Below are 23,324 nucleotides of genomic sequence, written 5' to 3'. Positions count from 1 at the left end.
GTCATCATGGAGGACATGGGACAGATTTGTTGACGATGTCCCTGGCGCAATTGGGAGGATTGAGGAATGGCAATCACGTCCGCGACCGAGACGACGGGTGGAGGCATGACCCGGGAAGAGAAGAAGGTCATCTTCGCCTCTTCGCTCGGAACAGTTTTCGAATGGTACGACTTCTATCTTTACGGGTCTCTGGCTGCCTTCATCGGCACGACCTTCTTCAGCGACTATCCGGAGGCAACCCGCAACATTTTCGCCCTGCTCGCCTTTGCGGCGGGCTTCCTCGTCCGGCCCTTCGGCGCCTTGGTTTTCGGCCGGATTGGCGATCTTGTCGGACGCAAATATACCTTCCTCGTCACGATCCTGATCATGGGTCTTTCGACCTTCCTGGTCGGCGTTCTCCCCGGGTCGGCAAGCTGGGGCATCGCCGCCCCTGTCATCCTGATCATCCTTCGCCTGCTGCAGGGCCTGGCGCTTGGCGGTGAATATGGCGGCGCCGCCACTTATGTTGCCGAGCATGCACCCGACAACAAGCGCGGCTACTATACGTCCTGGATCCAGACAACGGCGACGCTCGGACTGTTCCTGTCGCTGATCGTCATTCTGGTCGTTCAGAATGCCCTCGGCAAGGACGCATTTGCCGCCTGGGGCTGGCGCATTCCTTTCCTTGTGTCTTGCGTTTTGCTTGCCATCTCCGTCTGGATCCGGCTGTCGCTCAGTGAATCGCCGGCTTTCAAGAGGATGAAGGAAGAGGGCAAGGGTTCCAAGGCTCCGCTCTCGGAAGCCTTCGGCCAGTGGAAGAACGCCAAGATCGCCCTTATCGCGCTGCTCGGCCTCACCGCCGGCCAGGCGGTCGTCTGGTATGCCGGCCAGTTCTACTCCTTGTTCTTCCTGCAGAACGTGCTGAAGGTCGATGGCCAATCGGTCAACATCATGATCGCGATCGCGCTTCTGATCGGCAGCGGCTTTTTCGTGTTCTTCGGCTGGCTTTCGGACAAGATCGGCCGCAAGCCGATCATCATGGCGGGTCTCCTACTCGCAATCCTGACCTACTTCCCGCTGTTCAAAGCATTGACGAGCGCGGCAAATCCGGCGCTCGCCCAGGCGGAGCAAACCGTCCGCGCCACGGTGACGGCTGCTCCCGGCGACTGCACATTCCAGTTCAACCCGGTGGGAACGGCGAAGTTCAACAATTCCTGCGATATCGCCACGTCTTTCTTGGCGAAGTCCTCCGTTCCCTATACGATTTCAGCAGGCCCCGCAGGCCAGCCGGCAATCGTCAAGGTCGGCGACGCCACGGTAACATCCTATGATGCCACAGCCGCCGGCAAAGACGCGACGGCCAAGGGTGCGGCGTTTACGCACGACATGAGCCTTGCGCTACAAAAGGCCGGCTTCCCGCTGGCGCGCGATCCCGCCAAGGTGCCAGATGCCAAGCTTGATGCCTTCATCGCCGCAAACCCCGAGCTCGGGCTCAATGCGGCAACGGTGCGGGCAGGCGAAAAGACCGTCACGCCGGTCGCCGACCTCGTCAAGGCCAAGCTCCTGACGGCGGAACAGGCAGGCGGAGCAACGGACATGCCGGTCTATACCGTCGCCAGCGGCGGCGCCTTCAAGATGGTCGCCAACCCTTCGGCCATCAACTGGCCGCTGACGATCGCCATTTTGACGATCCTCGTCATCTACGTCACCATGGTCTACGGTCCGATTGCCGCGATCCTGGTGGAGATGTTCCCGACCCGCATCCGTTATACCGGCATGTCGCTGCCCTATCACATCGGCAACGGCTGGTTCGGCGGCCTGCTGCCGGCAACGGTCTTTGCCATGAGCGCTGCCACGGGCGATATCTATTATGGTCTCTGGTATCCCATCGCGATTGCCGCCATGACCCTGGTCATCGGCATCATCTTTGTCCGTGAGACCAAGGGCGTCGATCTCGACGCAATCGACTGACGAGAATAAGGCCCGGCGTGTCAATCCACGCCGGGCTTTCCGCTGCGCAAGCGGCGAAGTCGTAATCCTTCCCCCTTCGAGTGATTTTGGTGACCGGTTGGCACCTTTCCGCCTTGGGCCGTGGCGAAATGCCATCGATCAAGCAGCCTCCGACGGGGAAAAGAAATTTATTCTATAGAATAAGTCATGAAAAGAAGACCGCTCCTTGTGATCGGATAGCAGAAGCCTAGGAGTGTGACAGGCTTTCATCGAATCTATCCTTATGACCTTGCTGAGCATACAAAATCTGTCCCGCGCTTTCGGCTCGACACAAGCCCTGGCAGGCGCATCGCTAATCATCGACGGCGGCGAGATCGTTGCGCTGATGGGAGCCAACGGGGCCGGCAAATCGACGCTGGTGAAGATCCTTTCAGGCATTTACCCGGCCGATTCAGGCAGCATTCTATGGAATGGTAGAAATTATCGCGCCGATAGCCCCGCTGAGGCAGCCGCCCAGGGTATCGTTACCGTTCATCAGTCGACCGATGTTGTCGGCGTCGCCGGCCTTTCGGTGGCGGACGCGCTTCTGCTCAATCAATTCGTCGATGGCCGTCAGCCTTTCTTCCTGTCGAAACGTTCGGTGCGAAGGAAAGCGGCGGCCATTCTGAAGGAGGCCGGATTCGACCTGCCGCTGGATCGGGATTTCGGCGATCTAGGCACGGCCGACCGCCAGATGGTCGCCATTGCCCGCGCCCTGTCGAACAAGGCGCAACTGCTGATCCTCGACGAACCCACGGCAAGCCTTTCCGCCCGCGAGGCAGGGCGGCTTTATGAAATCGTCCGTCAGCTGAAAGCCCGCGGGATGGGCATTCTCTATATTTCCCACCGCACCGCCGATCTCGATGCGCTTGCCGATCGCGTCGTCATCCTGCGCGGCGGCCGTAACGTCGGTGCCTTCGCGCGACCGATCGATTTCGACGCCGCCATCGAGACCATGATCGGCCGATCGATGAAAGCCGCTCGCCCGCATCGGCGCGAGCAGTTCGACAGGATAGTGCTTGAGCTTCGGGGCATAAGACTTCTTTCCGACAGCGCACCTTTCGATCTTACGCTTCACGCCGGCGAAGTCGTGGCCATCACCGGCGTTCTAGGGGCGGGCAAGAGCCGGCTTCTCTCCGCGCTCTTCGGCATCCAGCACCTCGCGGCTGGCGATGCATTGTTGGATGGCGTGCCCTATCAGCCGGCGTCACCGGCCGAGGCGATTGCACGCGGCGGCGTCATGGCCGCCGCGGACCGTCATCGCTCTTCGCTCATGCCGCCGGACTGGCCGGGAGAGAGCATTGCAGCCACGATAAGCCTGCCGCATCTGAAGCAATGGTATCCATCCGGCTTCCTGTTTTCCGGGCGGGAAACCCGCGAAGGAGAGAAGGCAATCGGGCGCCTTGGCATAAAGGCATCTGGAGCGGGCGCATCGGTATGGTCGCTTTCGGGCGGCAACCAGCAGAAGGCCGTGCTGGCGCGCTGGGAGGCCGAGCCGAGCCGACTATTGCTGCTCGACGAGCCATTTCAGGGCGTCGATGTCGGGGCTCGCCAGGACATTATCGCAGCCATACGCGCCCATACCGACCGCGCCACCCTGATTGCAACATCCGATCCGGAAGAAGCGCTCGAAGTCGCCGACAGGGTGCTGATCATGGACCATCACAGCCTGAAGGACTTCGCTCCCGCGATCACCGGCGACCGGCAAAATAAGGAATAGGCCAGATGAGTGAAGGCACTGCCCAAATCGGGGAAAAGGGAAAGCCGGCAAGCGAAGCGCTCTCGCCCAAGGAACTGGTGCGCCGAGGTGCGGTCTTTTTCCTGCTCTTCGCCCTGATCCTCATCTTCGGCTTTGCGCAGCCGGCCTTCATCAACATCAACAATCTGATGAGCATCCTGCAGGCGGTCTCTGTCGTCGCCGTCATCGGCGCAGGCGTCACCATCACGCTTGCCATCGGCGGTTTCGATCTGTCCGTCGGCGCGGTTGCTGCCTCCAGTGTCATGGCCGCCAGCTATGCCATGATCGTGCTTGATCTCAATGCCTATCAGACCGTGCCTCTGGTGCTTGCCTTCGGCGCGCTGGTCGGGCTCGCGAATGCTTTGTTGATCGTTCGTCTGAAAGTGCCGGACCTGCTTGCGACCCTTGCCACGATGTTCCTGCTGACCGGCCTCCAGCTCATCCCGACGGCTGGGCGTTCGATCTCGGTGGGCTTGATTCTTCCCGATGGGACGAAGGCCACCGGCAAGGTCGACCCTGCTTTCCTGACCATCGGCCGATCGAGCCTGTTTGGAACCATTCCTCTGCCTGTCATTCTGATGCTGGTTGTCGCGCTGGTGCTCCATATCCTGGCCGAGCGGACACGCCTTGGCCGCCTGCTCTATGCAACCGGCGGCAACGAAGCCGCGACACGACTGGCCGGCGCCAATATCGCCCGTTTGAAGACCTTCGCCTATGTGTTGTCCGGCGTTCTAGCCTCGCTCGGCGGCATCATCGTTGCCGCCCGTGTTGGACGCGGCGATGTTTCGTCCGGCGCCTCGCTGCTGATGGACTCCGTGGCCGCCTCGCTCATCGGCTTTGCGGTTCTCGGCCTGCGTCGGCCAAACGTCCTTGGTACGACGATCGGCGCAGTCTTCGTCGGCATTCTCCTCAACGGCCTGACGATGCTGAATGCTCCCTATTACACGCAGGATTTCATCAAGGGCGCCGTTCTCGTCGGTGCTCTTGCACTTACCTATGGCGTCAGCCGCGGCAAGGCCTGATCCAGGCAGAGGTGACGCGCGGATCCCAGAGAACCCAGACGAGGGCGAGTTGCGCAAGCGACTGACCGCGACGCTTGGTATAGAACAGATCAACCTTCGCGGCCTCAAAACGTTTGAGCCGCCTGCTCACGCAGTACGGCTCAAACCAACCTGCTCTTAGAGCAGCTTTTCCAGCGTGATCGGCAAGTCGCGGATGCGCTTGCCCGTCGCATGGAACACGGCATTGGCAATGGCCGGCGCAACGCCGACGATGCCGACTTCGCCGACACCCTTGCCGCCGAGTGCCGAGGCATTGTGATCCGGCACGCCGACGGAGATCACCTGAATATCCGGAACGTCGGAATTCGTCGGCACGAGGTAGTCGCCCACATTGTTGTTGACGGTTCGCCCGTTACGCGGATCGATCAACCCCTCTTCGAGAAGAGCCTGACCGATGCCCATGATGATGCCACCGCGCCACTGGCTTTCGACCAGCTTGGGATTGTAGAGGCGGCCGCAATCGAAGGCGGAAACCATGCGGGAGACCCGCACCGTGCCGAAATCCTCATCGACCCGCACTTCGGCGAAATGGGCGCACCAGCTGTGCATGGAATAATCGCCCATGGTCGGCCCTTGAACCCTAGCCATGGTGGTCCAGGCCTGGAGCTGCTCCTGGGCGTTCGCGCCGTCCGGCAAAGTATTCCGCCGGACCTCGATCTCCTCGCGCTTGAGCGCAGACATGAGCTCCGCCAACGTGAGCGATGGTGCCTCACCGCGGGGCGCTCCGATGCGGCCCTCGGCGAAATTCAGCGTATTCGCACCCGTCTCGCGGAATGGCGAGTTGGCGTCGCTGAGCGCAAGGCCGATAAGCTCGTCGCGGGCGGCGACCGCAGCCTTGTGCACGGCCCCCATGATCGAGCCGGCGAGCATCGAACCGCCGGCAATCGCCGAACCCGGCAGCCGTGAATCGCCAAGATGCACTTCGACCTGCTCCACCGGAATGCCGAAGACTTCCGCCGCACTCTGGGCGAGGATCGTATAGGTCCCCTGCCCCATGTCGATGGCGCCGCTGACGACCTCGACCCGGCCGTTGGACAGGATGCGGATCATGGCCTCGCTCGGCGCCCGGATAACCGGGAAGGTGCCGCAGCCGATGCCCCAGCCGATCAAGGTCTTGCCGTCGCGCATCGAGCGCGGCGCGTGACTGCGCCGCGACCAGCCGAATGCTTCGGCCCCTCCGGTCAGCGCCTCGCGCAACCGGCGTGTCGACCACGGCTTGCCCGACTGGTAGTCGTGATCGGCATCATTCTTCAGACGAAGTTCCAGCGGGTCCATGCCGAGCTTGTAGGCAAGCTCCTCGATGGCGCATTCGATGCCGTAGGCGCTCGGATTTTTGCCCGGACCGCGCAAGGCCCCGGGCGTGACGCTATTGACCGGCACGATGCGATGCTGCGAGGAGAAATTCTCGACCTTGTAGAGGATGGACGTTGCCGCACCCGTCTGCTCCGGCCAGTCGGCATAGACCGAGGTCTCGCTGGCGCCGCGATGAACGATCGCCTGCAGAATGCCGTCTTCCGTCGCGCCAAGCGCGATCGTCTGTCTGGTCCCCGCACGGCCGCCGTAGCTCGTAAAGTTCTGCGGGCGTGTGACCGCAAGCTTGACCGGCCGGTCGAGCTTTCTTGCAGCCGCGATCGCGACCGCGCCATAGGCGAGCGGCTGCCCCTTCGATCCGAAACCGCCGCCGATGAAGGGCGAGATGATCCGGACATTTTCATAGGGCATGTCGAACCATTCGGAATACATGCGCGCCATGCCGTGCGACCATTGGCTCGGTTCCCAGATCGTCAGCTGGTCGTCATCCCATTTTGCCGTCAGTCCGTGCGGCTCCATGGCCACATGATATTCGCGCGGCGTCGAATATTCGGCCTCGACCTTAACCGGGGATGCCGCAAGCGCCGCCTCGGCATCGCCCCAGGCAACCGAAAGCGGCTCCACGAGCTTGCCCTCGCCGGCATGCGGATCGTTGAGATCGGCGACGTGCTTGCTCGCCTCATAGGTGACGCGCACCAGCCTGGCGGCCTCCGTCGCTTGCTCGCGGCTCTCCGCCACCACGGCAGCAATCGATTGACCGTTGAACTGCACCTCGCGCGGCAGCGGATAATAGGGGCCATCGACCGGCTTGTTACCGCCCCAGTCGGCAGAAAGCTTGAGACCAAGATCATCCTCGGGGGTCAGCACCAGAAGCACGCCCGGCATGGCAAGCGCCGCCGACGCGTCGACGGTCACGACACGGCCGGCCGGGATCGTGCTCTGCACGAGAACGGCGTAAGCGAGGTTTTCGACAGGGTATTCCAGCGCATAGGTCGCCTTCCCTGTCACCTTCATATTGCCTTCGAAGCGCGACTGGCGACCGCCGACCGTACCGTCGGAAGCATCGCCATGTTTACGTGGTTCCATCATGGTCATGCCAAGCCTCCCATCCTCAAAATGGCGCGGGCGATGACGCGCGGCGCAAGTTCGATCTTGTAACGGTTGCCGCCATGCGCGACGGCGCCCTCCATGGCGAGCCGGCTGGCTTTTTCCACGGCTTCCGCAGTAAGAGCCTTGCCGATGAGCGCCCGCTCGACATCACGCACACGCCAGGGCTTGGTAGCGACGCCGCCGAGCGCCACGCGGATATCGCGCACAGTTCTGCCATCCGCTTCAAATTCCAGGCCAACGGCAGCACTCGCAGCGGCGAATTCATAGGATTGCCGGTCGCGGACCTTGATGTATGTCGAGTTCCGTGCAGCAGCGGAAGCAGGAATAGCGATGGCGGTAATGATCTCGCCGCGCTGAAGGATCGTTTCCTTATTCGGCGTATCGCCGGGAATGAGGAAGAAATCGTCGACAGCAATCTTGCGGCCATCCGTCTCGACCACTGCGTCGAACGCCACCAGGGCGACCGCCAGATCGCCGGGATAGGAAGCAATGCATGCCTCGCTCGTTCCGAGCACCGCATGATTGCGCGTGATGCCGCCGATCGCCGAACAGCCGGAACCGGGGTTACGCTTGTTGCAGACCGGGAAGGCGCCGGGATCGCGGAAATAGGAACAGCGCGTCCGCTGCAGGAGATTGCCGCCGATTGTTGCCATGTTGCGAAGCTGGGCTGAGGCGGCAAGCGACAGCGATTCCGAAACCGCCGGAAAAGCCGCGCGAATATCCTTGTGATCGGCAACCTCGCTCATCCTGGCGAGCGCTCCGATCCGGACACCGGCTGCCTCGGCCGTAATGTCGCTCATGCCGGAAAGATTGATGATATCGATGACCGTCTCGGGCTCAGTCACCCCGCATTTGGCGAGGTCCAGCAAAGTCGTGCCGCCGGCAAGCAGCATGGCACCGGCCTGTTGCGCCGCCTGGCTGGCCTCAGTCGCGGAGTTAGCCCGCAAATACGAAAAGTTCCGCATTACGCCACCTCCCCTGCCTGGCGCACCGCCGCGACGATGCTGTTGTAGGCCCCGCACCGACAGAGATTGCCGGACATATATTCGCGGATCTCCGCATCCGAACCGGCATGTCCCTCGCGAATGCAGGCAACCGCCGACATGATCTGGCCCGGCGTGCAATAGCCGCACTGGAAGGCGTCCTGCTCGATGAAGGCCGCCTGCACGGGATGCAGATCGCCGCCGTCACCGGCGATACCCTCGATCGTCGTGATTGCGCGCCCCTCGACCTGAGCGGCAAGCGTTAGACAGGAGAGCACGCGCTTGCCGTCGACATGACAGGTGCAGGCACCGCACTGGCCTTGATCGCAGCCCTTCTTGGTGCCGGTGAGCGAGAGATGTTCGCGCAGGGCATCAAGCAGGGTCACGCGTGGCTCAAGATCGAGTTCGTGTCGCTGCCCGTTGATATCGAGTGCGATATGGATGGTCCGTGTCATGATAAGCTCCTGCTATCGTCACGAAGATGAGACCTGCGGGATCTATCCCTCGATCTACCGATTGCTATGGGTTTCTTTCGGAAAGACGAGGACGATGGAATTCTGGCGTCATGGTCGGCTCTCGTCTGAATTAGGAAGCAAGGGGCGCCTCGGATAAACGGAGGGGCCTCCGTTTAAATTAATGCCTAGCTTGTTTTCGTCAAGCCCCGACATTTAGGCTAGTCTAGCTTTGAACCGATCGAGATGGAGGATGGGCAAGAGGCGGGGCCGAAAGGGCCGCTGCTATTTGTCCTCGGTCGCCCTCACTGCGTGCCGGCGGGATTAGGGGATCGATCAACGCCCATTCCCGGTCCGTCAAATCACTTGAAAAATGAAGCGCGTCTCAGTTATGCTCAAATAGAGTATTAGCAATCCAGGTCATCGGAAACCCCATTTTGATTCAGCACAAAAAGGAATCACAACCTGCTGTTATCGCTCAACTACATTTAAATCGGGCTCTCATGGACAGGCTCGGTCTGTTCTGAATTCACTCAAGGAGGATTTTCCATGATCCATGAAATGCGTATCTATACTTGCTTGCCCGGCAAGCTGCCAGCGCTCCAGGAGCGTTTCGAAACGGCGACGCTGGCGATCTGGGATCGACTCGGCATCCGCCCCCTCGGTTTCTGGACGACGATGATCGGACCTTACAGCAACGACCTCATCTATTTCCTCGAATGGCAATCGCTGGAGGAGCGCGAGCGGAAATGGGCGGAATTCCTGGCTGATCCGGCCTGGAAGGAGGCTAAGGCAAAGAGCGAGATGCCGGGCCAGATTATTGCCAATATCGCCAGTTCGATCCTGCAGCCGACTGGATTCTTTCGCCCCTTTATCTCCGTCGAGGCCGATGACTGAAGACGGATAGAAGATTGATGGGCCTGTCGCAAATTCGGATCCTTAACTGTATGTTGGCGATATCACGAGCAAACCGCGCTCCGATATTGTAGAGCGTACCAATGATTTTGAATGCCATTGCCGAGAAGCTGAAGCGCCAATCGAAGAATGCTTTCAAGGATCGACCTTTCGAGGCATGGCTGATCGTACAGGCGGTGAGTTGGCACTTGCGCTATCCGTTCAGCTACCGAGACGTTGAGGAAATGTTCCGAGAGCGCGGCTTCGAAGTGGACCACAGCACGATCGACCACTGGGCCCTCGCCTATGCACCGATGATCGGGAAGTGGTTGCGCCAGTTTCGCCGACCCCATTGTGGTTCGGTCCGCATCGATGAAACCTATGTCAAGAGCCGCGGCAAGTGGTGCTATCGCCAGAGAATCAGAAAGCCGGGACATGCCCGGCTTCCAGCTTCACAGTTAAAATCTTTTCGGCAGGCGCGGCTGCCGCTTTCCGGTCAGCCGTTCTGATCGCCGCTTTTGTCGGCGGCCGGCTGCTCTTCCTTTTCCTTCAGGACGTCCGTCAGCTTGTTCACGCCCTCAAAACCTGCGACCGCGGCGGCTGCCTTTGTCAGGATACCTGCATTCGGATCGACGGCCTCTACCGCGTCTTCGGCGGCGACAGCGCCTGCTACTTCTTCAATCAGCTTTCCGATACCCATTTTAAGCTCCAGATTATTTCGCTCCGCTGCTGGATTGCGGCGTTCGAGCGTTATGAACGCTCCGCCCTCGACATCCGAACGGTCGCAGAACTGGACATGGCTGCAACCTTTCCGTCCTGGAGCGAGGCATGTTTCCCCCGGCCCTTGCCATCCAGGCAACCAAACTGAAAACGGCCTTAAGCCGGAATGAAGCGAGAATGATATCGATCGTTAGCAATGCCGATATCACCATCGCTCTGGTCTCTTCTCCATCATACCGTCATAACCGCCTTACAGGCTCGGATTATGGTCCAGAGAATTTCGAGGAACGCCAAGCCGTTCGAACAAGGGAATCTTTGTGCATGACAATTTCGCGCCGCGTCACGGCCCTTACCGCCTCCTTTCTTCCACTCCTCTTTGCTCCGGCCTTTGCCGATTCCGACGTACTGTGGAAGATCGTACATGACAAATGCGTCGTGCAGACCGCGCCGTGCCTCTCGGTCAACACCGCCGAGCACTATGCAATCCTCAAGGACCTGAGGGGTGTCGCACAGGTTCTTCTGATCCCCACCGACAAGATCACAGGGATTGAAAGCGCCGCCCTCCTCGACCCTGCCACACACAATTTCTTCGCCGATGCTTGGTCCGAACATGGCGATGTCGATGCCCGCCTGCCGCGCGCCGTCCCGCGGGATGGTCTGAGCCTTGCCGTGAACGCCCAGCAGGCCCGCTCGCAGAATCAGCTGCACATCCACGTCGACTGCCTCAGCGCCGAGGCCCAGGCCGCGCTGAAGGCGGATGCCGATCGTATCGGCACGGATTGGGCGCCCCTACCCGATACCGTTGCAGGCCATCAGTTCACCGCACTGCGCGTCAAGGGGGAGATATTGGGCGATTTCAATCCGTTCCTGGCACTCGCCAAGACGCTGAAGGACCCTGCCAAGGAAATGGGCGACCACAACCTCGTTGTCGTCGGCGCGAACTTTGCCGATGGCCCTGGCTTCATCGTGCTGACGGACGTCGCCCGGCCCAGCATGGGCGGCGAAGACGTGCAGGACCACAGCTGCACGATCATGCATTGATTCTGATAGCCGTCACGACCATGCTGCGCGGCATGGTCGGTGAGGAGATCGAGTTGAGCTGCACCAATCGCGATCTGCATTCCGGCATGTTCGGCAATGCAGCCCGCAATCTGTTGCAGGTCCTTGCCGACATCGTTTCCAGTCTGCGCACGCCGGATGGCGTCGTCGCCATTGCCGGCTTTTATGACGGCACGCCCGACTGCTCGGTCAGCTTCAAGGATCATGGCCTCTCGCCGGCAACGATTATGCCGCTCGACAAGCCCGTTCCTGCGTAAGACATTGGAAGCCTTGACTACCGAGTGGCAGCGCGAGGCGGCGCTGGCGGGAACCGGCGGCTCTATCCCGATCATCGGCGAATTCAAGCGTCGCCTTGGCTGGGATGCCCTATTGGTCGGCTTTGCCCGCTTCGACAATCGCGTCCACAGCCCGAATGAAAAATACGATCTTTCGAGCTTTCATAAGGGGATCCGATCCTGGGTGCGCATCCTCGCAGCTTTGGCGAGATATGATTGAGCATCTGCCGAGCCGTGAGATCGGGTTGGTTGCCCGATCTCACGGAGAGTAGCTCTACACCTCGACCGACACTTCGGGCTCATGGTTTACCGTCATGTAGATGACGGTTGCCGCAATGGCTATGAGGAACAGACAACTCGTATAGATGGTGCCGAAACCGAGACCTCCGTATTCCACCGGCTGCGAAAGATAATCCCCGAACGAGGCTCCGAGTGGCCGCGTGAAGATATAGGCCACCCAGAATGCCAGGATGGCGTTGAGCCTGAAGCCGAAATAAGCGATCGCGACAGCAGCAATCACGCCGGCAAAGATCAAACCCGTCGCTATATAGCCGAAGCCGAATTGTTCAGCGATCAGATCGCCAACCGCCGTCCCGAGCGCGAAAGTGAAGAGAATGGCCAACCAATAGAACTGCTCGCGCCTGGCCGAGTAAATCGAGTGGATAGACAAAGTCCCTTCCATTCTCCACCAGACGAAGAAGGTGAGGCCCAGCGCAATGCTGAACCCGACCGTCGAGACAGCGAGCGGAACGCCAAGATTGTCCGAGAGATTATCGGTCAGCAATGTTCCGACAACGCTGATCAGGACGACGGCGATCCAATAAGCCCAAGGAACGTAGCGCTCCTGCAGAAACTGGATCGCAAGCACACCGACAAGCACTACGGCCATGGCGAGCGACGTCAGCGTAAGGCCAAGCCCCATGTTGACGGCGAGATAATCCGCCGCGGTTTCGCCCATCGTTACCGCCAACAGCTTGATCAGCCAGAAATCGATCGTGACGCGCGGAACCCTGTTCAAGAGCGGCTCCGGACTTGCTAGAAATTGCTGGGTCATGTTGCTTCTGCCTCGTTGACCGGTCTCACTTCTTCATCAGCTTCATCGCATCGTCCAGAAAGCCGTCGGCCCGCCTGTCGTCATCGGCATTGCAGCGTTCGACTGCCTTCGCCTCGAGCGCATCGACCTTGGCTTTATCGTCCGCGCTGAGTTTTGCGGTTGATTTTGCAGCGCGCATTTCCTTGAGCATGTCTTCGCATGGACGAGGTGCCGCGGCATGGGCGGCGGCGGGCACTATCACGAGCCCCGCGAGGATGGTGAGAGTGATACGTTGAGCGGCTTTGGACATGTTCATGAAGATGGCTCCGGTTTGTGACCTGTGGTCTCAGGTTGATCCGCCGACCGCATTGACTGCGCGTCGGCGCCGTCCCTTCTACGGAGCCGCCTATACATGGTCTTTGCCGAGAGCATACTGTTTCGTAAGAAACGCGCGCCCTCCCGACGGGCGCGACCTTACGGATTTGTAAGCGCCCGTTCAGGCTGCCGACACCTTCTGGAGCCATACTTCCGCGCGTATCACGGTCAACGGAGCGCAGCCGAAGCATGAAAATACTTGTCGTCGAGGACGACCGGAAGACTGCCGATTACATCTCCCGCGGCCTGAGCGAAGCCGGGCACGTCTGCGATGTGATCCGCGATGGCACGGATGCGCTGTTCCAGGCGACGCGCGAACACTACGACGTCCTCATCGTCGATCGCATGATACCCGGGCTGGATGGCCTTTCGCTGGTCAAGGCCGCCAGGGCCGCCAAGGTCGAGACGCCGGCCATATTCCTGACCTCCATGAGCGGCGTCGACGACAGGGTCGAAGGGCTCGAGGCAGGCGGCGACGACTACCTGACCAAGCCCTTTGCCTTTTCCGAATTGCTCGCGCGGCTGAACGCGCTGGCGCGACGGCCGCCCGTACAGGATCGCAAGACGGTGCTGCGGATCGCGGACCTTGAGCTCGATGTCATCAAGCGGCAAGTCAGCCGGGGCGGCGCGCCGATTGATCTTCAGCCCCGGGAATTCACGCTCTTGGAGGTTCTGATGCGAGCCGAGGGCCGGGTGCTGACGCGAACCATGCTGCTTGAGCGGGTCTGGGATTTCCATTTCGATCCCAAGACGAGCGTTGTGGAAACGCATATCAGCCGGCTGCGAACGAAGATCGACAAGCCGTTTGACGTCCAGCTGGTCCATACGGTCCGAAATACGGGATATTGCATGCATGCGCCGCGCTAGACTGCTGCGCAGCACGCCTTTCAGGCTGGCCTTATCCTTCGGGCTTTTCTTCATCCTCGCCCTTCTCGTGGCGGGCGCGATCGCCTATGGGCTGATGGAGCGGGAACTTGCGCGCGCCATCGATCGGTCGGTAGGCGACACTTATTCCGTCGTCGCATCGACGTATTCGGCCGATGACCTCGAAGACCTGATCGCCGCCGTCAATACATATTCCGCGCTCAAGAACGCCGAGGATCAGGTATTCCTGCTGTTGAACGCGAGAGGAGAGAAGCTTGCGGGCAATATCAGGGTGTCGCAAATCCAGCCTGGACTTTCGACGGTGCCGGCGGCCAATCTCGGATTGGGCGGCAGTGATCCGATAAGGATTATGGCTGGCAATGTCGGCGGCAATTCTCTCTTCGTCGGACAAAGTTACCGTGAGACCGACGCGATCGAACATATCGTCCTCGCAAGCTTCCTGTGGGCTTCCGGCCTCATCGTGGCTGTCGTGATTGTCGGAGGCGCGCTGCTTGCCAGACGGGCGACGAGACGGCTGGAATCCATCGAATACACCATGATAGAGATTTCGGGCGGCAATCTTACATGCCGGATTCCGATCCATGGAAATGGAGATGATATCGATGTCGTTTCCACCCATATGAACCATGCGCTCGGCCGGCTCTCCAGCCTTGTGGAGGGCATGCGCCAGGTCAGTGCCGATATCGCACATGATCTGAAAACGCCGCTCAATCGCCTGCGCATGACGATCGAGCAAGCTTTGCAGCGGCAGGGGCAGACCGAGACCGTCGAGGGCCTGCTTCTCGACGCCCGCGAGGAATGCGACAGGATCGACGCGACATTCGGCGCACTTCTGCGGATATCGCAAATCGAGGCAGGCGCCGGCAAGGCCCGATTCAAGCGTTTGGACCTGCGCGACGTCATGTCCTCGGTGGCGGAAATCTATGAACATGTCGCCGAGGACAATGCGCAAAAGCTGGAACTAAGCCTTCAGGTATTGGCGCCATCTACCGTCAATGGCGACCGCGAGCTGCTAACCCAGCTCTTCGTCAATCTCATCGAGAATGCGATCACCCATTGCCCGGCCGGGACCAGCATCCTGATGACGCTTGCGGCAACGGAGCAAGCCTATCTTGCCTGCGTCTCGGACAACGGGCCGGGCATCCCGATGGAGGAGCGCGAGCTGGTATTCAGGCGGCTCTACCGTCTGGACAAGAGCCGCACAACGCCCGGCAGCGGATTGGGGTTGAGCCTTGTCAAGGCAATAGCGGATCTGCACTCGGCCCCGATCGCGCTTGAGGATGGCAGGCCTGGGCTCCAGGTCTGCCTGTCCTTTCCAAAGATCTGAAACTCGGTCGTCGTTTCAACCTATTTCATCGGTTTGACTTGCGAAGCCAGGGCGTGGCCGGATTTCTGCACGCTGTATTTTACCGAGACGTGCTCGCCGACCTTTAAGGATTCGACCTCGATGCTTTCGGGCAGATTGATGACTGTGCCCGAGGAAAGGGTAATCTGATCCGCCTTTGCATCGATATTGGTGATCGTTCCCACCTCGTCGCGGGCCAAAGCCGCGCCCGCTGCCAATCCGACGACGGAGACGATCCCGATTGCAACCAGTTTTCCGAACATGCTTCACTCCTTTCAGATGGATCTGAGTTCCTAGGCTCACTGGAGCCGATGCTACCCTATCGCCCATTCCTGCCGCCCACTTTGCCGGAACCTTACGGTTTCGAGATGATTGCAAACGCGGCTCGCCGGTGGATCGCAACCCGGACGGCCCATATCCAGAACCTGCTCTGCGCCTCAACGCCTCCATGACCGGACAATTGCGCCGTGAAAATCCGCGGACAAATCTGTCGAATTGCGAAAATTATTTACATACAGACGCACGAATATACAAAAACACGTTGACAATGACGAATTTCATGTCGTTATTAAGAAAAAAAATTACATGACAAGATGTCAATGGGTGAACAGCGCAGCGGCAGGCCTTCTTAAGATGAACTTGGCTTGGTGGCTGTCCATATTCGATCACTATGAGCCTGCGGAAGATCGCGGTGCCATGCAAGCAGCGGCCGCGCTTGAGCGAACCGCGATGCCTTGAACCTGACATCGACCGGACAAAAGCCGGTTGCATGCATGCTGATTGACAAAAGCGACGGCCCTGACAGGGCGGCTGACAAAAAGGGGATGATGATGAAAAGCGCATTCGTTCTGCTCACGCTGGCCATGCTCGCAGGCACCAGCAATCTGGCAATTGCCCAGACATCGGACGGAGTCCTGACCGTCGCCACCATCGGCGAATTGCCGACCCTCGATGCCATGCAGACGCCCACCGATATTGTGCTGACGGTCGATCAGCATATTTTCGAGACGCTTTACACCTATGATGCTCAATGGAAGTCCGTTCCGCTGCTGGCAGCCGCCATGCCGACGATTTCCGCTGACGGCCTCACCTATCGCATTCCGCTGCGCGAAGGCGTCAAGTTTCATGACGGCAGCGATTTCGGCTCCAAAGACGTCGTCGCCTCGCTGAAGCGCTGGATGAACGTCAATTCCAAGGGCAAGCAGGTTGCCACCATCGTCGACAGCCTGACGGCCGATGGCGATCATGCCGTGGTCTTCAAGCTGAAGTCGCGCTATGCGCCGCTGCTGGCGACGCTCTCCCAAGCCTCGATCATCCTTCCGGCAGCCAAGGTCGCCGACACGATTACCGACTTCATCGGCACCGGCCCCTACATGCTGAAAGAGCGCAAGCCGGACCAGTATACGCAGCTCGTGCGTTTCGACGGCTACAAGTCGCCTGATGGCGAACCGAACAACTATGCCGGCAAGCGCGAAGCCGTCGCCAAGGAGATCCGCTTTGTACCGGTCCCGGATGCCAATACCCGCGTCGAAGGGCTGATCTCCGGACAATTCGATTTCGCAGATTCGCTCCCCGTCAGCGCTTATGAGCGCATCGAAAAGAGCGGCAATGCCAAGCCCGTCATCTTCGAGAACACCGGCTGGGTATCGCTCAACATGAACATGAAGCAGGGCCTGCTGGTGAAGAAGCCGCTGCGCCAGGCCGTGCAGGCAGCGCTGAATTCTTCCGACATGATGCTTGCCGCCTTCAACGACCAGCGCTTCTTCAGCGTCGACGGCTCCATCTTCCCCAAGGGGTCGTTCTGGCACACCGAGGCCGGCGTGGCGCGCTATGGCGAAGGCGATCCCGAGACGGCGGCAAAGCTGCTGAAGGACGCCGGATATGACGGCACGCCGCTGCGCCTCCTGACCAGCCGCCAGTACGAATTCCATTACAAGATCGGCGAAGTCGCCAAGGCCTATCTCGAGGCCGCCGGCTTCAAGGTCGACATGCAGGTCGTCGATTGGGCCACGCTGACGACCCGCCGCGCCGATCCGAAGGAATGGGATGTCTTCATCACCCACTCCAACTTCCCCGGCGACCCGACGACGATCAACACCATCACCGACACCTATCCCGGCTGGTACGTTTCAGACCAAAAAGCCAAGGCCGTTTCCACCTATATGGACGCGACCACCGACGACGCCAAGCAGAAGGCTTGGGCAGGCATCCAGACGGTCATCTACGACGATGCTCCCCTCTATAAGGTCGGCAACTTCAACGCTCTGTCGGGCATATCAGGCTCGGTCACCGGCTACACGCCGACCTATTGGCCGCACTTCTGGAACGTCACCCCGAAGAAATAAGGCTGAACGCACATGGCAAAGATCGCCCAGGCGCTTTTGAGACGTCTCGGAGGCATGGTGATTGTGCTCGCGCTCGTCGTGACGGTCGTCTTCGTCATCGTCCGGGTTACCCCGGGCGATCCGGCGGCCGTCATGCTCGGGGCCGACGCCACGCCGCAGGACATTGCGCAGCTGCGAGCCAAGATGGGGCTCGACGCGCCGCTGCTCGTTCAATACGTTCAGTTCGTTCTGGGCCTGTTGAAGGGCGACCTCGGGCAATCGATCTTTCTCAACGAGCCGGTCACGCATGCACTGGCATCCCGCGCCGAGCCCACCTTCTTCCTGACGCTGTTTTCCATCCTGATCGCCACAGCGATCGCGCTTCCCGTCGGGATCATTTCGGCGGTCAAGCGGGGAACGGTGTTCGACCAGGTCGTCGTCGTCCTCACCATGGTGGCGGCGAGCGTACCGAGCTTCTGGCTCGGCCTGATGCTGATCCAGATCCTGGCCGTCGGCCAGGGCTGGTTTCCGGCTTCGGGCTATGGCGGCCCGGATACGGATTTCCTGGAGAGGCTGCACCACCTCATTTTGCCGGCGATCACGCTGGGCGTCGTCAATTCCGCGATGATCACGCGCTTCACTCGGGCCGCCATGCTCGACGTGCTCGGCGACGACTATGTCCGCACCGCCCGCGCCAAAGGGGCGAGCGAGCGCCGTGTGATCCTGAAACATGCGCTGAAAAACGCGATGATCCCGATCATCACCGTCATCGGCCTTTCGGTCGCGATGCTTGTCGCCGGCGCGGTGGTGACCGAGACCGTCTTCGGCCTCCCCGGTGTCGGCAATCTCGTCGTCTCCGCCGTTCTCAGGCGCGACTATCCGGTGATCCAGGGCGCGCTTCTGGTGGTCGCGGCCATCTATGTGCTCATCAATTTCGCCGTCGACATGCTCTATATTCTCGTCGATCCGCGGGTGCGCCTATGACCGTCGGCTCCTTCACCCTCCCCTTTGCTTCGAGCCTGCGGCGCCTCTTCGGCAATCGCGCCATGCTGTTCGGCGCCATTATCCTGCTCATCGTCATCCTTGCGGCCATCTTCGCGCCCTGGATCGCACCCTATGCGCCCAACAAGCTTTCGATCATCAACAAGCTGAAGGGGCCATCGGCGGCCCATATCTTCGGCACCGACGAATTCGGGCGTGACATCTTCTCCCGCGCGATCTTCGCGGGCCGCATCTCGCTGCTGGTCAGCCTCGGTGTCGTCTGTATCTCCACCGTGCTCGGCGTGTTTCTCGGCGTCATTGCCGGATATTTCCGCCGGCTCGACGCACCGATCTCGCGTCTGCTCGATGCGATGATGTCCTTTCCCGATATTCTTCTCGCCATCGCGCTTGTCGCTGCACTCGGGCCGTCGCTTGTCACGGTCATCCTGGCGCTCGGCATTACCTATGCGCCGCGTCTTGCCCGCATCGTTCGCGGCTCGACGCTGGTTCTGCGGGAACTGCCCTATATCGAGGCGGCGATCTCGATGGGCCTGCCGACCTGGCAAATTCTCGGCCGCCATGTCCTGCTCAATCTGGCATCGCCCATTCTGGTGCAGGCGACCTTCGTCTTTGCCTCGGCGATGCTGGCGGAAGCAAGCCTCTCCTTCCTCGGCGTCGGCGTATCCTCAGACATGCCGACCTGGGGAACGATGCTCGCCTCCGGCCGGGAATTCATGAACAACGCACCCTGGCTCATGGTCTTCCCCGGCCTTGCCATCGTCTTCTCGGTCCTGTCGCTGCAATTGCTGGGCGACGGCCTGCGCGATCTGGTCGATCCGCGCCTTGCAAAGGAGAGCTGATCATGGCCGACACGATCCAACCGGTTCTCTCGATCGAAAACCTGACGACCTCGTTCAAGACGGCCGAAGGCTGGCGCGCGGTCATCCGCAATATCAACCTCAAGGTCTCCGCGGGAGAGACAGTCGCCATCGTCGGCGAGTCGGGATCGGGAAAGAGCGTGACGGCGCTCTCAACCATGCGCCTGCTGCCCCCGGGCAGAGCCCGATGCGAGGGCAAGATCCTGCTTGCGGGCAAGGATCTCCTCACCGTTTCGGAAGCGGAGATGCGTTCCGTCCGCGGCGGCTCCATCGGCATGATCTTTCAGGAGCCGATGACCTCGCTCAACCCGGTGTTCACGATCGGCAACCAGATTGCGGAGGCGCTGGTATTGCACCAGAACCTCTCATGGAAGGCGGCCGAAGCAGAAGCGCTGCGGCTGATGGAGCGCGTGCGCATTCCGGCGGCAAAGACGCGGCTCAACGAATATCCGCATAAATTCTCCGGCGGCATGCGCCAGCGCGTCATGATTGCCATGGCACTCGCCTGCCGCCCGAAGCTTCTGATTGCCGACGAGCCGACGACGGCACTCGACGTCACCATCCAGGCCGAAATCCTTCACCTCATCCGCGAACTGCAGCGCGAAGAGAACATGGCGGTCCTCTTCATCACCCACGACATGGGTGTGGTGGCGGAAGTGGCCGACCGCACGGTCGTCATGTTCCGCGGCGACATGATCGAGACCGGTGTCACAACGGATATTTTTGCCGCGCCGAAGGAAGTCTATACGAAATCGCTACTGGCCTCGATCCCGCGCCTCGGCACCATGGGCGAAACCGAAGCTCCGAGGCGCTTCCCGGAAGTCGACGCAAAAACCGGCGAAGCCACGGAAGGCCGCGAGATGAAGCCGGTGGCGCAAAGCGCAGCGCCGATCCTCAAGGTCGACAATCTCGCCGTGCGCTTCGACCTGCCGAACGGCCGCATCCACGCCGTCGAAGACGTCTCCTTCGATCTTCGCCCAGGCGAGACGCTCTCGCTCGTCGGCGAATCCGGCTGCGGCAAGTCCACGACCGGACGCACGATCATGCGCCTGATTGAAGCGACCGCCGGATCCGTCGCCATCGACGGCAAGGATGTGACCAAGGCCGGAAGCAGGGAGCTTCGGGCCATGCGCCGGATGGCCCAGATCATCTTCCAGGATCCTTTCGCCTCGCTCAATCCGCGCATGACAGTTGGCACCGCCATTGCCGAGCCGATGCTGTCGCACGGGCTGAAGGGCCGGCGGGAGGCGAAGGAGCGTGTTGCCGAGCTGCTCGATCAGGTCGGCCTGTCGGCCGCCGTCGCCAGCCGATATCCGCATGAATTTTCCGGCGGCCAGCGCCAGCGCATCTCCATTGCCAGGGCGCTGGCGCTTGACCCGAAATTCATCATCGCCGACGAGGCGGTGTCGGCGCTTGACGTTTCCGTCAAGGCACAGGTCTCGAACCTGCTGCTCGACCTGCAGGAAAAGCACGGGCTTGCCTATCTCTTCATCTCGCACGACATGGCCGTCGTCGAGCGCATGAGCCACCGCGTTGCCGTGATGTATCTCGGCGAAATCGTCGAGATCGGCCCTCGCGCCGCCATCTTCGACAATCCCCAGCATCCCTATACTCGCCGCCTGATTTCAGCCGTGCCGATCCCCGACCCCAGGCGACGCGGTATGCAGCCGCAAGCCCAGCGCGAGGAGATCAAGAGCGCGATCCGGCCACATGATTATGTGCCGCCGAAGCGGACCTATCAGGAAGTATCGCCCGGACATTTCGTGCAGGATACGGCGGCAACGTGGTCGGAGAGCGCCCCTGCCTGAGAAGCGCCTCCGTTTCAGACGGAGGCTCTATCTCTTTGTTTTCTCGCAATTCCGGACGCAAAACCGCTGCGCACTTTTGCTGGAATTGCTCCAGGTCGCAAAGAGCGATGCTCCTTGTATCAGGCTGCCATTTCCACATCGAGGCCGGCTGCCTTCCACTCGGGAAAGCCGTCCTCCAGCCGACGAATACGGTAACCCTTTGCCCTTAGTGCTGCGACCGCCTCAAAGGACAGGACGCAATAAGGACCGCGGCAATAGGCGACGATTTCCTGTTCCTTTGGCAAGTCGGCGAGCCGCCGTTCCAACTCTTCCATCGGGATATTGATCGCACCCGGCAGATGACCGAGGGCAAACTCGTCATCCGGCCGGACATCGAGAAGGGTGACATCGCCATCCATTAACCGACCGACCAGCTCATCACGCGTAACCGGCTCCAGCGTGTCGAGTTTGCCGAAATAGTCCGCAGCGATCTCGCGCACCTCCGCGCTGTTGCGCTCGGCATAGCAGCGCAACGCCGAAAGCAGCTCAAGGACAGGCCCATCCGCAAGCCGATAAAGAACATGCTTGCCATCGCGGCGTGTTTTGACGAAGCCGCCTCTACGCAGCTGCTGCAAATGTGCCGAGGTATTGGCGACGGATAGGCCTGAAAGCTCCGCTAACCGCTCAACCGGCCGCTCGCCCTGCGAAACATGCTCCAGAAGCTCCAGCCGGTGCGCATGACCCAGCACGCGCGCCAGCGCGGCGAATTGTTCGAACATCAGAATTTTTGCGCTTGTCATTGACGCGGAACCTAGCATTCCTTAAACATTCAAACAAGTCTTTGATTGTTTAAGTGGCGGCCGAACATTTCGAGAGGAACCAGCATATGACAGGCAACACCACGCACCGGCAGGTCTTCCTGCTCGCAATCGCTCAGGCGCTGTTTCAAACCGCATCCGTCCTCGTCATGACCGTCGGAGGACTTGCGGGCGGACAGATCTCGCCACGCCCGGAGCTCGCGACCATGCCGATCGCGGCAATGTTTCTCGGAACCGCGGCGGTGACCTTTCCGGCATCCATCTGGATGACGCGCGTCGGTCGGCGCACCGGTTTCGTCATCGGTGCACTGTCCGGCGTTGCCGGCGGCCTCTGTGCGGCGTTCAGCATATGGCTCAGCTCGCTGTCGCTGCTATCCTTCGGCACCTTCCTCGTCGGCGCGTATCAGGCATTCGCACAATTCTATCGATTTGCCGCCAGCGAGGTCGCGGACGAAGCCTTCAAACCACGGGCAATTTCACTTGTGCTTGGCGGTGGTGTCGTCGCGGCACTGGCAGGTCCGATGCTCGGCCGTCTCGGCGGGCCGCTCCTTCATCCGGAATATGTCGGCTCCTTCCTGTTGCTGGCCCTCGTCTCCATGATGGCTGCCGGCGTACTGCTCGGACTGCACATACCGAACACAAAGGCCACGCAAAATAGCCGCCAGAAAGGCCGGTCTTGGGCCACGATCGTCACGCAACCCACCTATCTTGTCGCGCTTTTCGGCGCGGCAACAGGCTATGGCATCATGATCCTGGCGATGACGGCGACGCCGATCGCCATGACGCATCACCACCATGACCTCTCAGTCACCGCCACGGTTATCCAATTCCATGTGCTCGGCATGTTCCTGCCGTCCTTCTTCACCGGCTCGTTGATCGCCCGCTTCGGCGTGCTGCGCATCATGCTGGCGGGGCTCGCCCTGTTTGCCGGTCATGTCGCGATGTCGCTGACCGGCACCGGTTTCAGCTCCTTTGCCGGCGCGCTCGTGATGCTCGGAATTGGCTGGAACTTCCTTTACATTGGCGGGACCACCTTACTGACCACGACATATGCACCGGAAGAGAAAGGGCGCGCGCAGGCGACAAACGACATGACGATCTTCGCCGTCGGCCTTGCCTGCTCCTTCAGCGCCGGAGCGCTGCTGCAGCATTTCGGATGGCAAAACCTCAACATCATGCTGCTGCCATGGATGGGCCTTGCTGCGCTCGCGCTGATCTGGCTCGATTATCGTCAGCGGCAACGCCTCCGGCAGGCGCCGGCCTGACGTCGCAATGGCGCTGCGTTCGGTTATAATATCGGGATGATCGTTGCTAGGGTGACGCCGCG

20 protein-coding genes and 3 pseudogenes are annotated in these 23,324 nt (G+C 60.5%); 14 read left to right on the top strand and 9 right to left on the bottom strand.

Annotation, left to right across the window (positions count from 1 at the left end; all coding sequences use genetic code 11):
* The first annotated feature begins 66 nt into the window (after positions 1-66).
* From RHSP_RS23870 to RHSP_RS23860, 3 genes are all read left to right on the top strand, one after another.
* Positions 67-1,950: an MFS transporter gene (locus tag RHSP_RS23870; RefSeq protein ID WP_004124428.1), complete on the top strand. Its 1,884-nt coding sequence runs from the start codon at positions 67-69 to the stop codon at positions 1,948-1,950.
* A 262-nt stretch (positions 1,951-2,212) separates the two neighbouring features.
* Positions 2,213-3,688 (top strand): sugar ABC transporter ATP-binding protein, encoded by a 1,476-nt coding sequence (locus RHSP_RS23865; protein WP_004124427.1) that lies wholly within the window; start codon positions 2,213-2,215, stop codon positions 3,686-3,688.
* Positions 3,689-3,693: 5 nt separating this feature from the next.
* On the top strand, positions 3,694-4,728 hold the full coding sequence (locus RHSP_RS23860; RefSeq protein WP_004124426.1) for an ABC transporter permease: 1,035 nt from the start codon (positions 3,694-3,696) through the stop codon (positions 4,726-4,728).
* A 156-nt stretch (positions 4,729-4,884) separates the two neighbouring features.
* On the opposite strand, the gene RHSP_RS23855 is transcribed toward RHSP_RS23860, so the two are convergent.
* The 4 genes and pseudogenes from RHSP_RS23855 to RHSP_RS35700 form a co-directional block, all read right to left on the bottom strand.
* Positions 4,885-7,173, bottom strand: coding sequence for a xanthine dehydrogenase family protein molybdopterin-binding subunit (locus tag RHSP_RS23855; protein WP_004124425.1), 2,289 nt, complete (start codon positions 7,171-7,173; stop codon positions 4,885-4,887).
* Positions 7,170-8,153, bottom strand: a complete 984-nt coding sequence (locus tag RHSP_RS23850; RefSeq protein WP_004124423.1) for an FAD binding domain-containing protein — start codon at positions 8,151-8,153, stop codon at positions 7,170-7,172. Before RHSP_RS23850 ends, RHSP_RS23855 begins: the two co-directional genes overlap by 4 nt.
* The gene (locus RHSP_RS23845; RefSeq protein WP_004124421.1) at positions 8,153-8,626 is read right to left on the bottom strand and encodes a (2Fe-2S)-binding protein; all 474 of its coding nucleotides are present in this window, start codon (positions 8,624-8,626) and stop codon (positions 8,153-8,155) included. Before RHSP_RS23845 ends, RHSP_RS23850 begins: the two co-directional genes overlap by 1 nt.
* Before the next feature lie 292 nt (positions 8,627-8,918).
* Positions 8,919-9,047 (bottom strand): annotated as a pseudogene (locus tag RHSP_RS35700) (transposase); the annotation flags it as partial.
* 125 nt (positions 9,048-9,172) lie between these two features.
* On the opposite strand from RHSP_RS35700, the gene RHSP_RS23840 reads away from it, so the two are divergent.
* Positions 9,173-9,520 (top strand): NIPSNAP family protein, encoded by a 348-nt coding sequence (locus tag RHSP_RS23840; protein ID WP_004124419.1) that lies wholly within the window; start codon positions 9,173-9,175, stop codon positions 9,518-9,520.
* Positions 9,521-9,621: 101 nt separating this feature from the next.
* Positions 9,622-9,936: pseudogene (locus RHSP_RS23835) on the top strand (IS6 family transposase); the annotation flags it as partial.
* A 77-nt stretch (positions 9,937-10,013) separates the two neighbouring features.
* Here RHSP_RS23835 and RHSP_RS23830 read toward each other — a convergent pair.
* Positions 10,014-10,217 carry a hypothetical protein gene (locus RHSP_RS23830; RefSeq protein ID WP_037154173.1) on the bottom strand — a complete coding sequence of 68 codons (204 nt, stop codon included), beginning with the start codon at positions 10,215-10,217 and terminating at the stop codon, positions 10,014-10,016.
* A 341-nt stretch (positions 10,218-10,558) separates the two neighbouring features.
* On the opposite strand from RHSP_RS23830, the gene RHSP_RS23825 reads away from it, so the two are divergent.
* Positions 10,559-11,278, top strand: a complete 720-nt coding sequence (locus RHSP_RS23825; RefSeq protein WP_004124415.1) for a CDP-diacylglycerol diphosphatase — start codon at positions 10,559-10,561, stop codon at positions 11,276-11,278.
* Positions 11,279-11,286: 8 nt separating this feature from the next.
* Positions 11,287-11,791 (top strand): annotated as a pseudogene (locus tag RHSP_RS33970) (zinc-binding metallopeptidase family protein); the annotation flags it as partial.
* A gap of 54 nt (positions 11,792-11,845) precedes the next feature.
* Here the strand turns inward: RHSP_RS33970 and RHSP_RS23815 are convergent.
* Both RHSP_RS23815 and RHSP_RS23810 read right to left on the bottom strand, forming a co-directional pair.
* On the bottom strand, positions 11,846-12,625 hold the full coding sequence (locus tag RHSP_RS23815; RefSeq protein ID WP_004124408.1) for a COG4705 family protein: 780 nt from the start codon (positions 12,623-12,625) through the stop codon (positions 11,846-11,848).
* A 25-nt stretch (positions 12,626-12,650) separates the two neighbouring features.
* Positions 12,651-12,914: a hypothetical protein gene (locus RHSP_RS23810; RefSeq protein WP_037154525.1), complete on the bottom strand. Its 264-nt coding sequence runs from the start codon at positions 12,912-12,914 to the stop codon at positions 12,651-12,653.
* 254 nt (positions 12,915-13,168) lie between these two features.
* Here RHSP_RS23810 and RHSP_RS23805 point away from each other — a divergent pair, with 254 nt between their 5' ends.
* Both RHSP_RS23805 and RHSP_RS23800 read left to right on the top strand, forming a co-directional pair.
* Positions 13,169-13,846: a winged helix-turn-helix domain-containing protein gene (locus RHSP_RS23805; RefSeq protein WP_037154169.1), complete on the top strand. Its 678-nt coding sequence runs from the start codon at positions 13,169-13,171 to the stop codon at positions 13,844-13,846.
* Positions 13,833-15,191 (top strand): sensor histidine kinase, encoded by a 1,359-nt coding sequence (locus tag RHSP_RS23800; RefSeq protein ID WP_037154166.1) that lies wholly within the window; start codon positions 13,833-13,835, stop codon positions 15,189-15,191. Before RHSP_RS23805 ends, RHSP_RS23800 begins: the two co-directional genes overlap by 14 nt.
* Positions 15,192-15,211: 20 nt before the next feature.
* On the opposite strand, the gene RHSP_RS23795 is transcribed toward RHSP_RS23800, so the two are convergent.
* On the bottom strand, positions 15,212-15,472 hold the full coding sequence (locus RHSP_RS23795) for a DUF1344 domain-containing protein (protein ID WP_004124399.1): 261 nt from the start codon (positions 15,470-15,472) through the stop codon (positions 15,212-15,214).
* A gap of 567 nt (positions 15,473-16,039) precedes the next feature.
* On the opposite strand from RHSP_RS23795, the gene RHSP_RS23790 reads away from it, so the two are divergent.
* From RHSP_RS23790 to RHSP_RS23775, 4 genes are read left to right on the top strand one after another with little or no spacing between them, the layout of a single operon-like run.
* Positions 16,040-17,554, top strand: a complete 1,515-nt coding sequence (locus RHSP_RS23790) for an ABC transporter substrate-binding protein (RefSeq protein WP_420820109.1) — start codon at positions 16,040-16,042, stop codon at positions 17,552-17,554.
* 21 nt (positions 17,555-17,575) lie between these two features.
* Complete coding sequence (locus RHSP_RS23785) at positions 17,576-18,517, top strand: ABC transporter permease (protein WP_037154520.1); 942 nt, start codon at positions 17,576-17,578, stop codon at positions 18,515-18,517.
* Positions 18,514-19,374, top strand: coding sequence for an ABC transporter permease (locus tag RHSP_RS23780; RefSeq protein WP_004124390.1), 861 nt, complete (start codon positions 18,514-18,516; stop codon positions 19,372-19,374). Before RHSP_RS23785 ends, RHSP_RS23780 begins: the two co-directional genes overlap by 4 nt.
* Before the next feature lie 2 nt (positions 19,375-19,376).
* A complete protein-coding gene (locus RHSP_RS23775) occupies positions 19,377-21,200 on the top strand; it encodes an ABC transporter ATP-binding protein (protein ID WP_004124385.1) in 1,824 nt (607 codons plus the stop codon).
* Positions 21,201-21,319: 119 nt separating this feature from the next.
* Here RHSP_RS23775 and RHSP_RS23770 read toward each other — a convergent pair whose 3' ends face one another.
* Positions 21,320-21,979: an ArsR/SmtB family transcription factor gene (locus RHSP_RS23770; protein ID WP_051074137.1), complete on the bottom strand. Its 660-nt coding sequence runs from the start codon at positions 21,977-21,979 to the stop codon at positions 21,320-21,322.
* An 86-nt stretch (positions 21,980-22,065) separates the two neighbouring features.
* On the opposite strand from RHSP_RS23770, the gene RHSP_RS23765 reads away from it, so the two are divergent.
* A complete protein-coding gene (locus RHSP_RS23765) occupies positions 22,066-23,262 on the top strand; it encodes an MFS transporter (RefSeq protein WP_037154163.1) in 1,197 nt (398 codons plus the stop codon).
* Positions 23,263-23,324: the final 62 nt, after the last annotated feature.

The sequence above is a fragment of the Rhizobium freirei PRF 81 genome (assembly GCF_000359745.1).
In the GTDB taxonomy this organism is placed as follows: Bacteria; Pseudomonadota; Alphaproteobacteria; order Rhizobiales; family Rhizobiaceae; genus Rhizobium; species Rhizobium freirei.
The sequence above is the reverse complement of the archived record's forward strand: the minus strand, read 5'-3'. Positions and strand labels throughout refer to the sequence as shown.

Excerpts from the sequence above, each read along its gene's own strand:
- RHSP_RS23870 (WP_004124428.1), top strand. The coding sequence starts at position 67 with ATGGCAATCACGTCCGCGACCGAGACGACGGGTGGAGGCATGACCCGG.
- RHSP_RS23865 (WP_004124427.1), top strand. The coding sequence starts at position 2,213 with ATGACCTTGCTGAGCATACAAAATCTGTCCCGCGCTTTCGGCTCGACA.
- RHSP_RS23860 (WP_004124426.1), top strand. The coding sequence starts at position 3,694 with ATGAGTGAAGGCACTGCCCAAATCGGGGAAAAGGGAAAGCCGGCAAGC.
- RHSP_RS23855 (WP_004124425.1), bottom strand. The coding sequence starts at position 7,173 with ATGACCATGATGGAACCACGTAAACATGGCGATGCTTCCGACGGTACG.
- RHSP_RS23850 (WP_004124423.1), bottom strand. The coding sequence starts at position 8,153 with ATGCGGAACTTTTCGTATTTGCGGGCTAACTCCGCGACTGAGGCCAGC.
- RHSP_RS23845 (WP_004124421.1), bottom strand. The coding sequence starts at position 8,626 with ATGACACGGACCATCCATATCGCACTCGATATCAACGGGCAGCGACAC.
- RHSP_RS23840 (WP_004124419.1), top strand. The coding sequence starts at position 9,173 with ATGATCCATGAAATGCGTATCTATACTTGCTTGCCCGGCAAGCTGCCA.
- RHSP_RS23830 (WP_037154173.1), bottom strand. The coding sequence starts at position 10,217 with ATGGGTATCGGAAAGCTGATTGAAGAAGTAGCAGGCGCTGTCGCCGCC.
- RHSP_RS23825 (WP_004124415.1), top strand. The coding sequence starts at position 10,559 with ATGACAATTTCGCGCCGCGTCACGGCCCTTACCGCCTCCTTTCTTCCA.
- RHSP_RS23815 (WP_004124408.1), bottom strand. The coding sequence starts at position 12,625 with ATGACCCAGCAATTTCTAGCAAGTCCGGAGCCGCTCTTGAACAGGGTT.
- RHSP_RS23810 (WP_037154525.1), bottom strand. The coding sequence starts at position 12,914 with ATGTCCAAAGCCGCTCAACGTATCACTCTCACCATCCTCGCGGGGCTC.
- RHSP_RS23805 (WP_037154169.1), top strand. The coding sequence starts at position 13,169 with ATGAAAATACTTGTCGTCGAGGACGACCGGAAGACTGCCGATTACATC.
- RHSP_RS23800 (WP_037154166.1), top strand. The coding sequence starts at position 13,833 with ATGCGCCGCGCTAGACTGCTGCGCAGCACGCCTTTCAGGCTGGCCTTA.
- RHSP_RS23795 (WP_004124399.1), bottom strand. The coding sequence starts at position 15,472 with ATGTTCGGAAAACTGGTTGCAATCGGGATCGTCTCCGTCGTCGGATTG.
- RHSP_RS23790 (WP_420820109.1), top strand. The coding sequence starts at position 16,040 with ATGAAAAGCGCATTCGTTCTGCTCACGCTGGCCATGCTCGCAGGCACC.
- RHSP_RS23780 (WP_004124390.1), top strand. The coding sequence starts at position 18,514 with ATGACCGTCGGCTCCTTCACCCTCCCCTTTGCTTCGAGCCTGCGGCGC.
- RHSP_RS23775 (WP_004124385.1), top strand. The coding sequence starts at position 19,377 with ATGGCCGACACGATCCAACCGGTTCTCTCGATCGAAAACCTGACGACC.
- RHSP_RS23770 (WP_051074137.1), bottom strand. The coding sequence starts at position 21,979 with ATGACAAGCGCAAAAATTCTGATGTTCGAACAATTCGCCGCGCTGGCG.
- RHSP_RS23765 (WP_037154163.1), top strand. The coding sequence starts at position 22,066 with ATGACAGGCAACACCACGCACCGGCAGGTCTTCCTGCTCGCAATCGCT.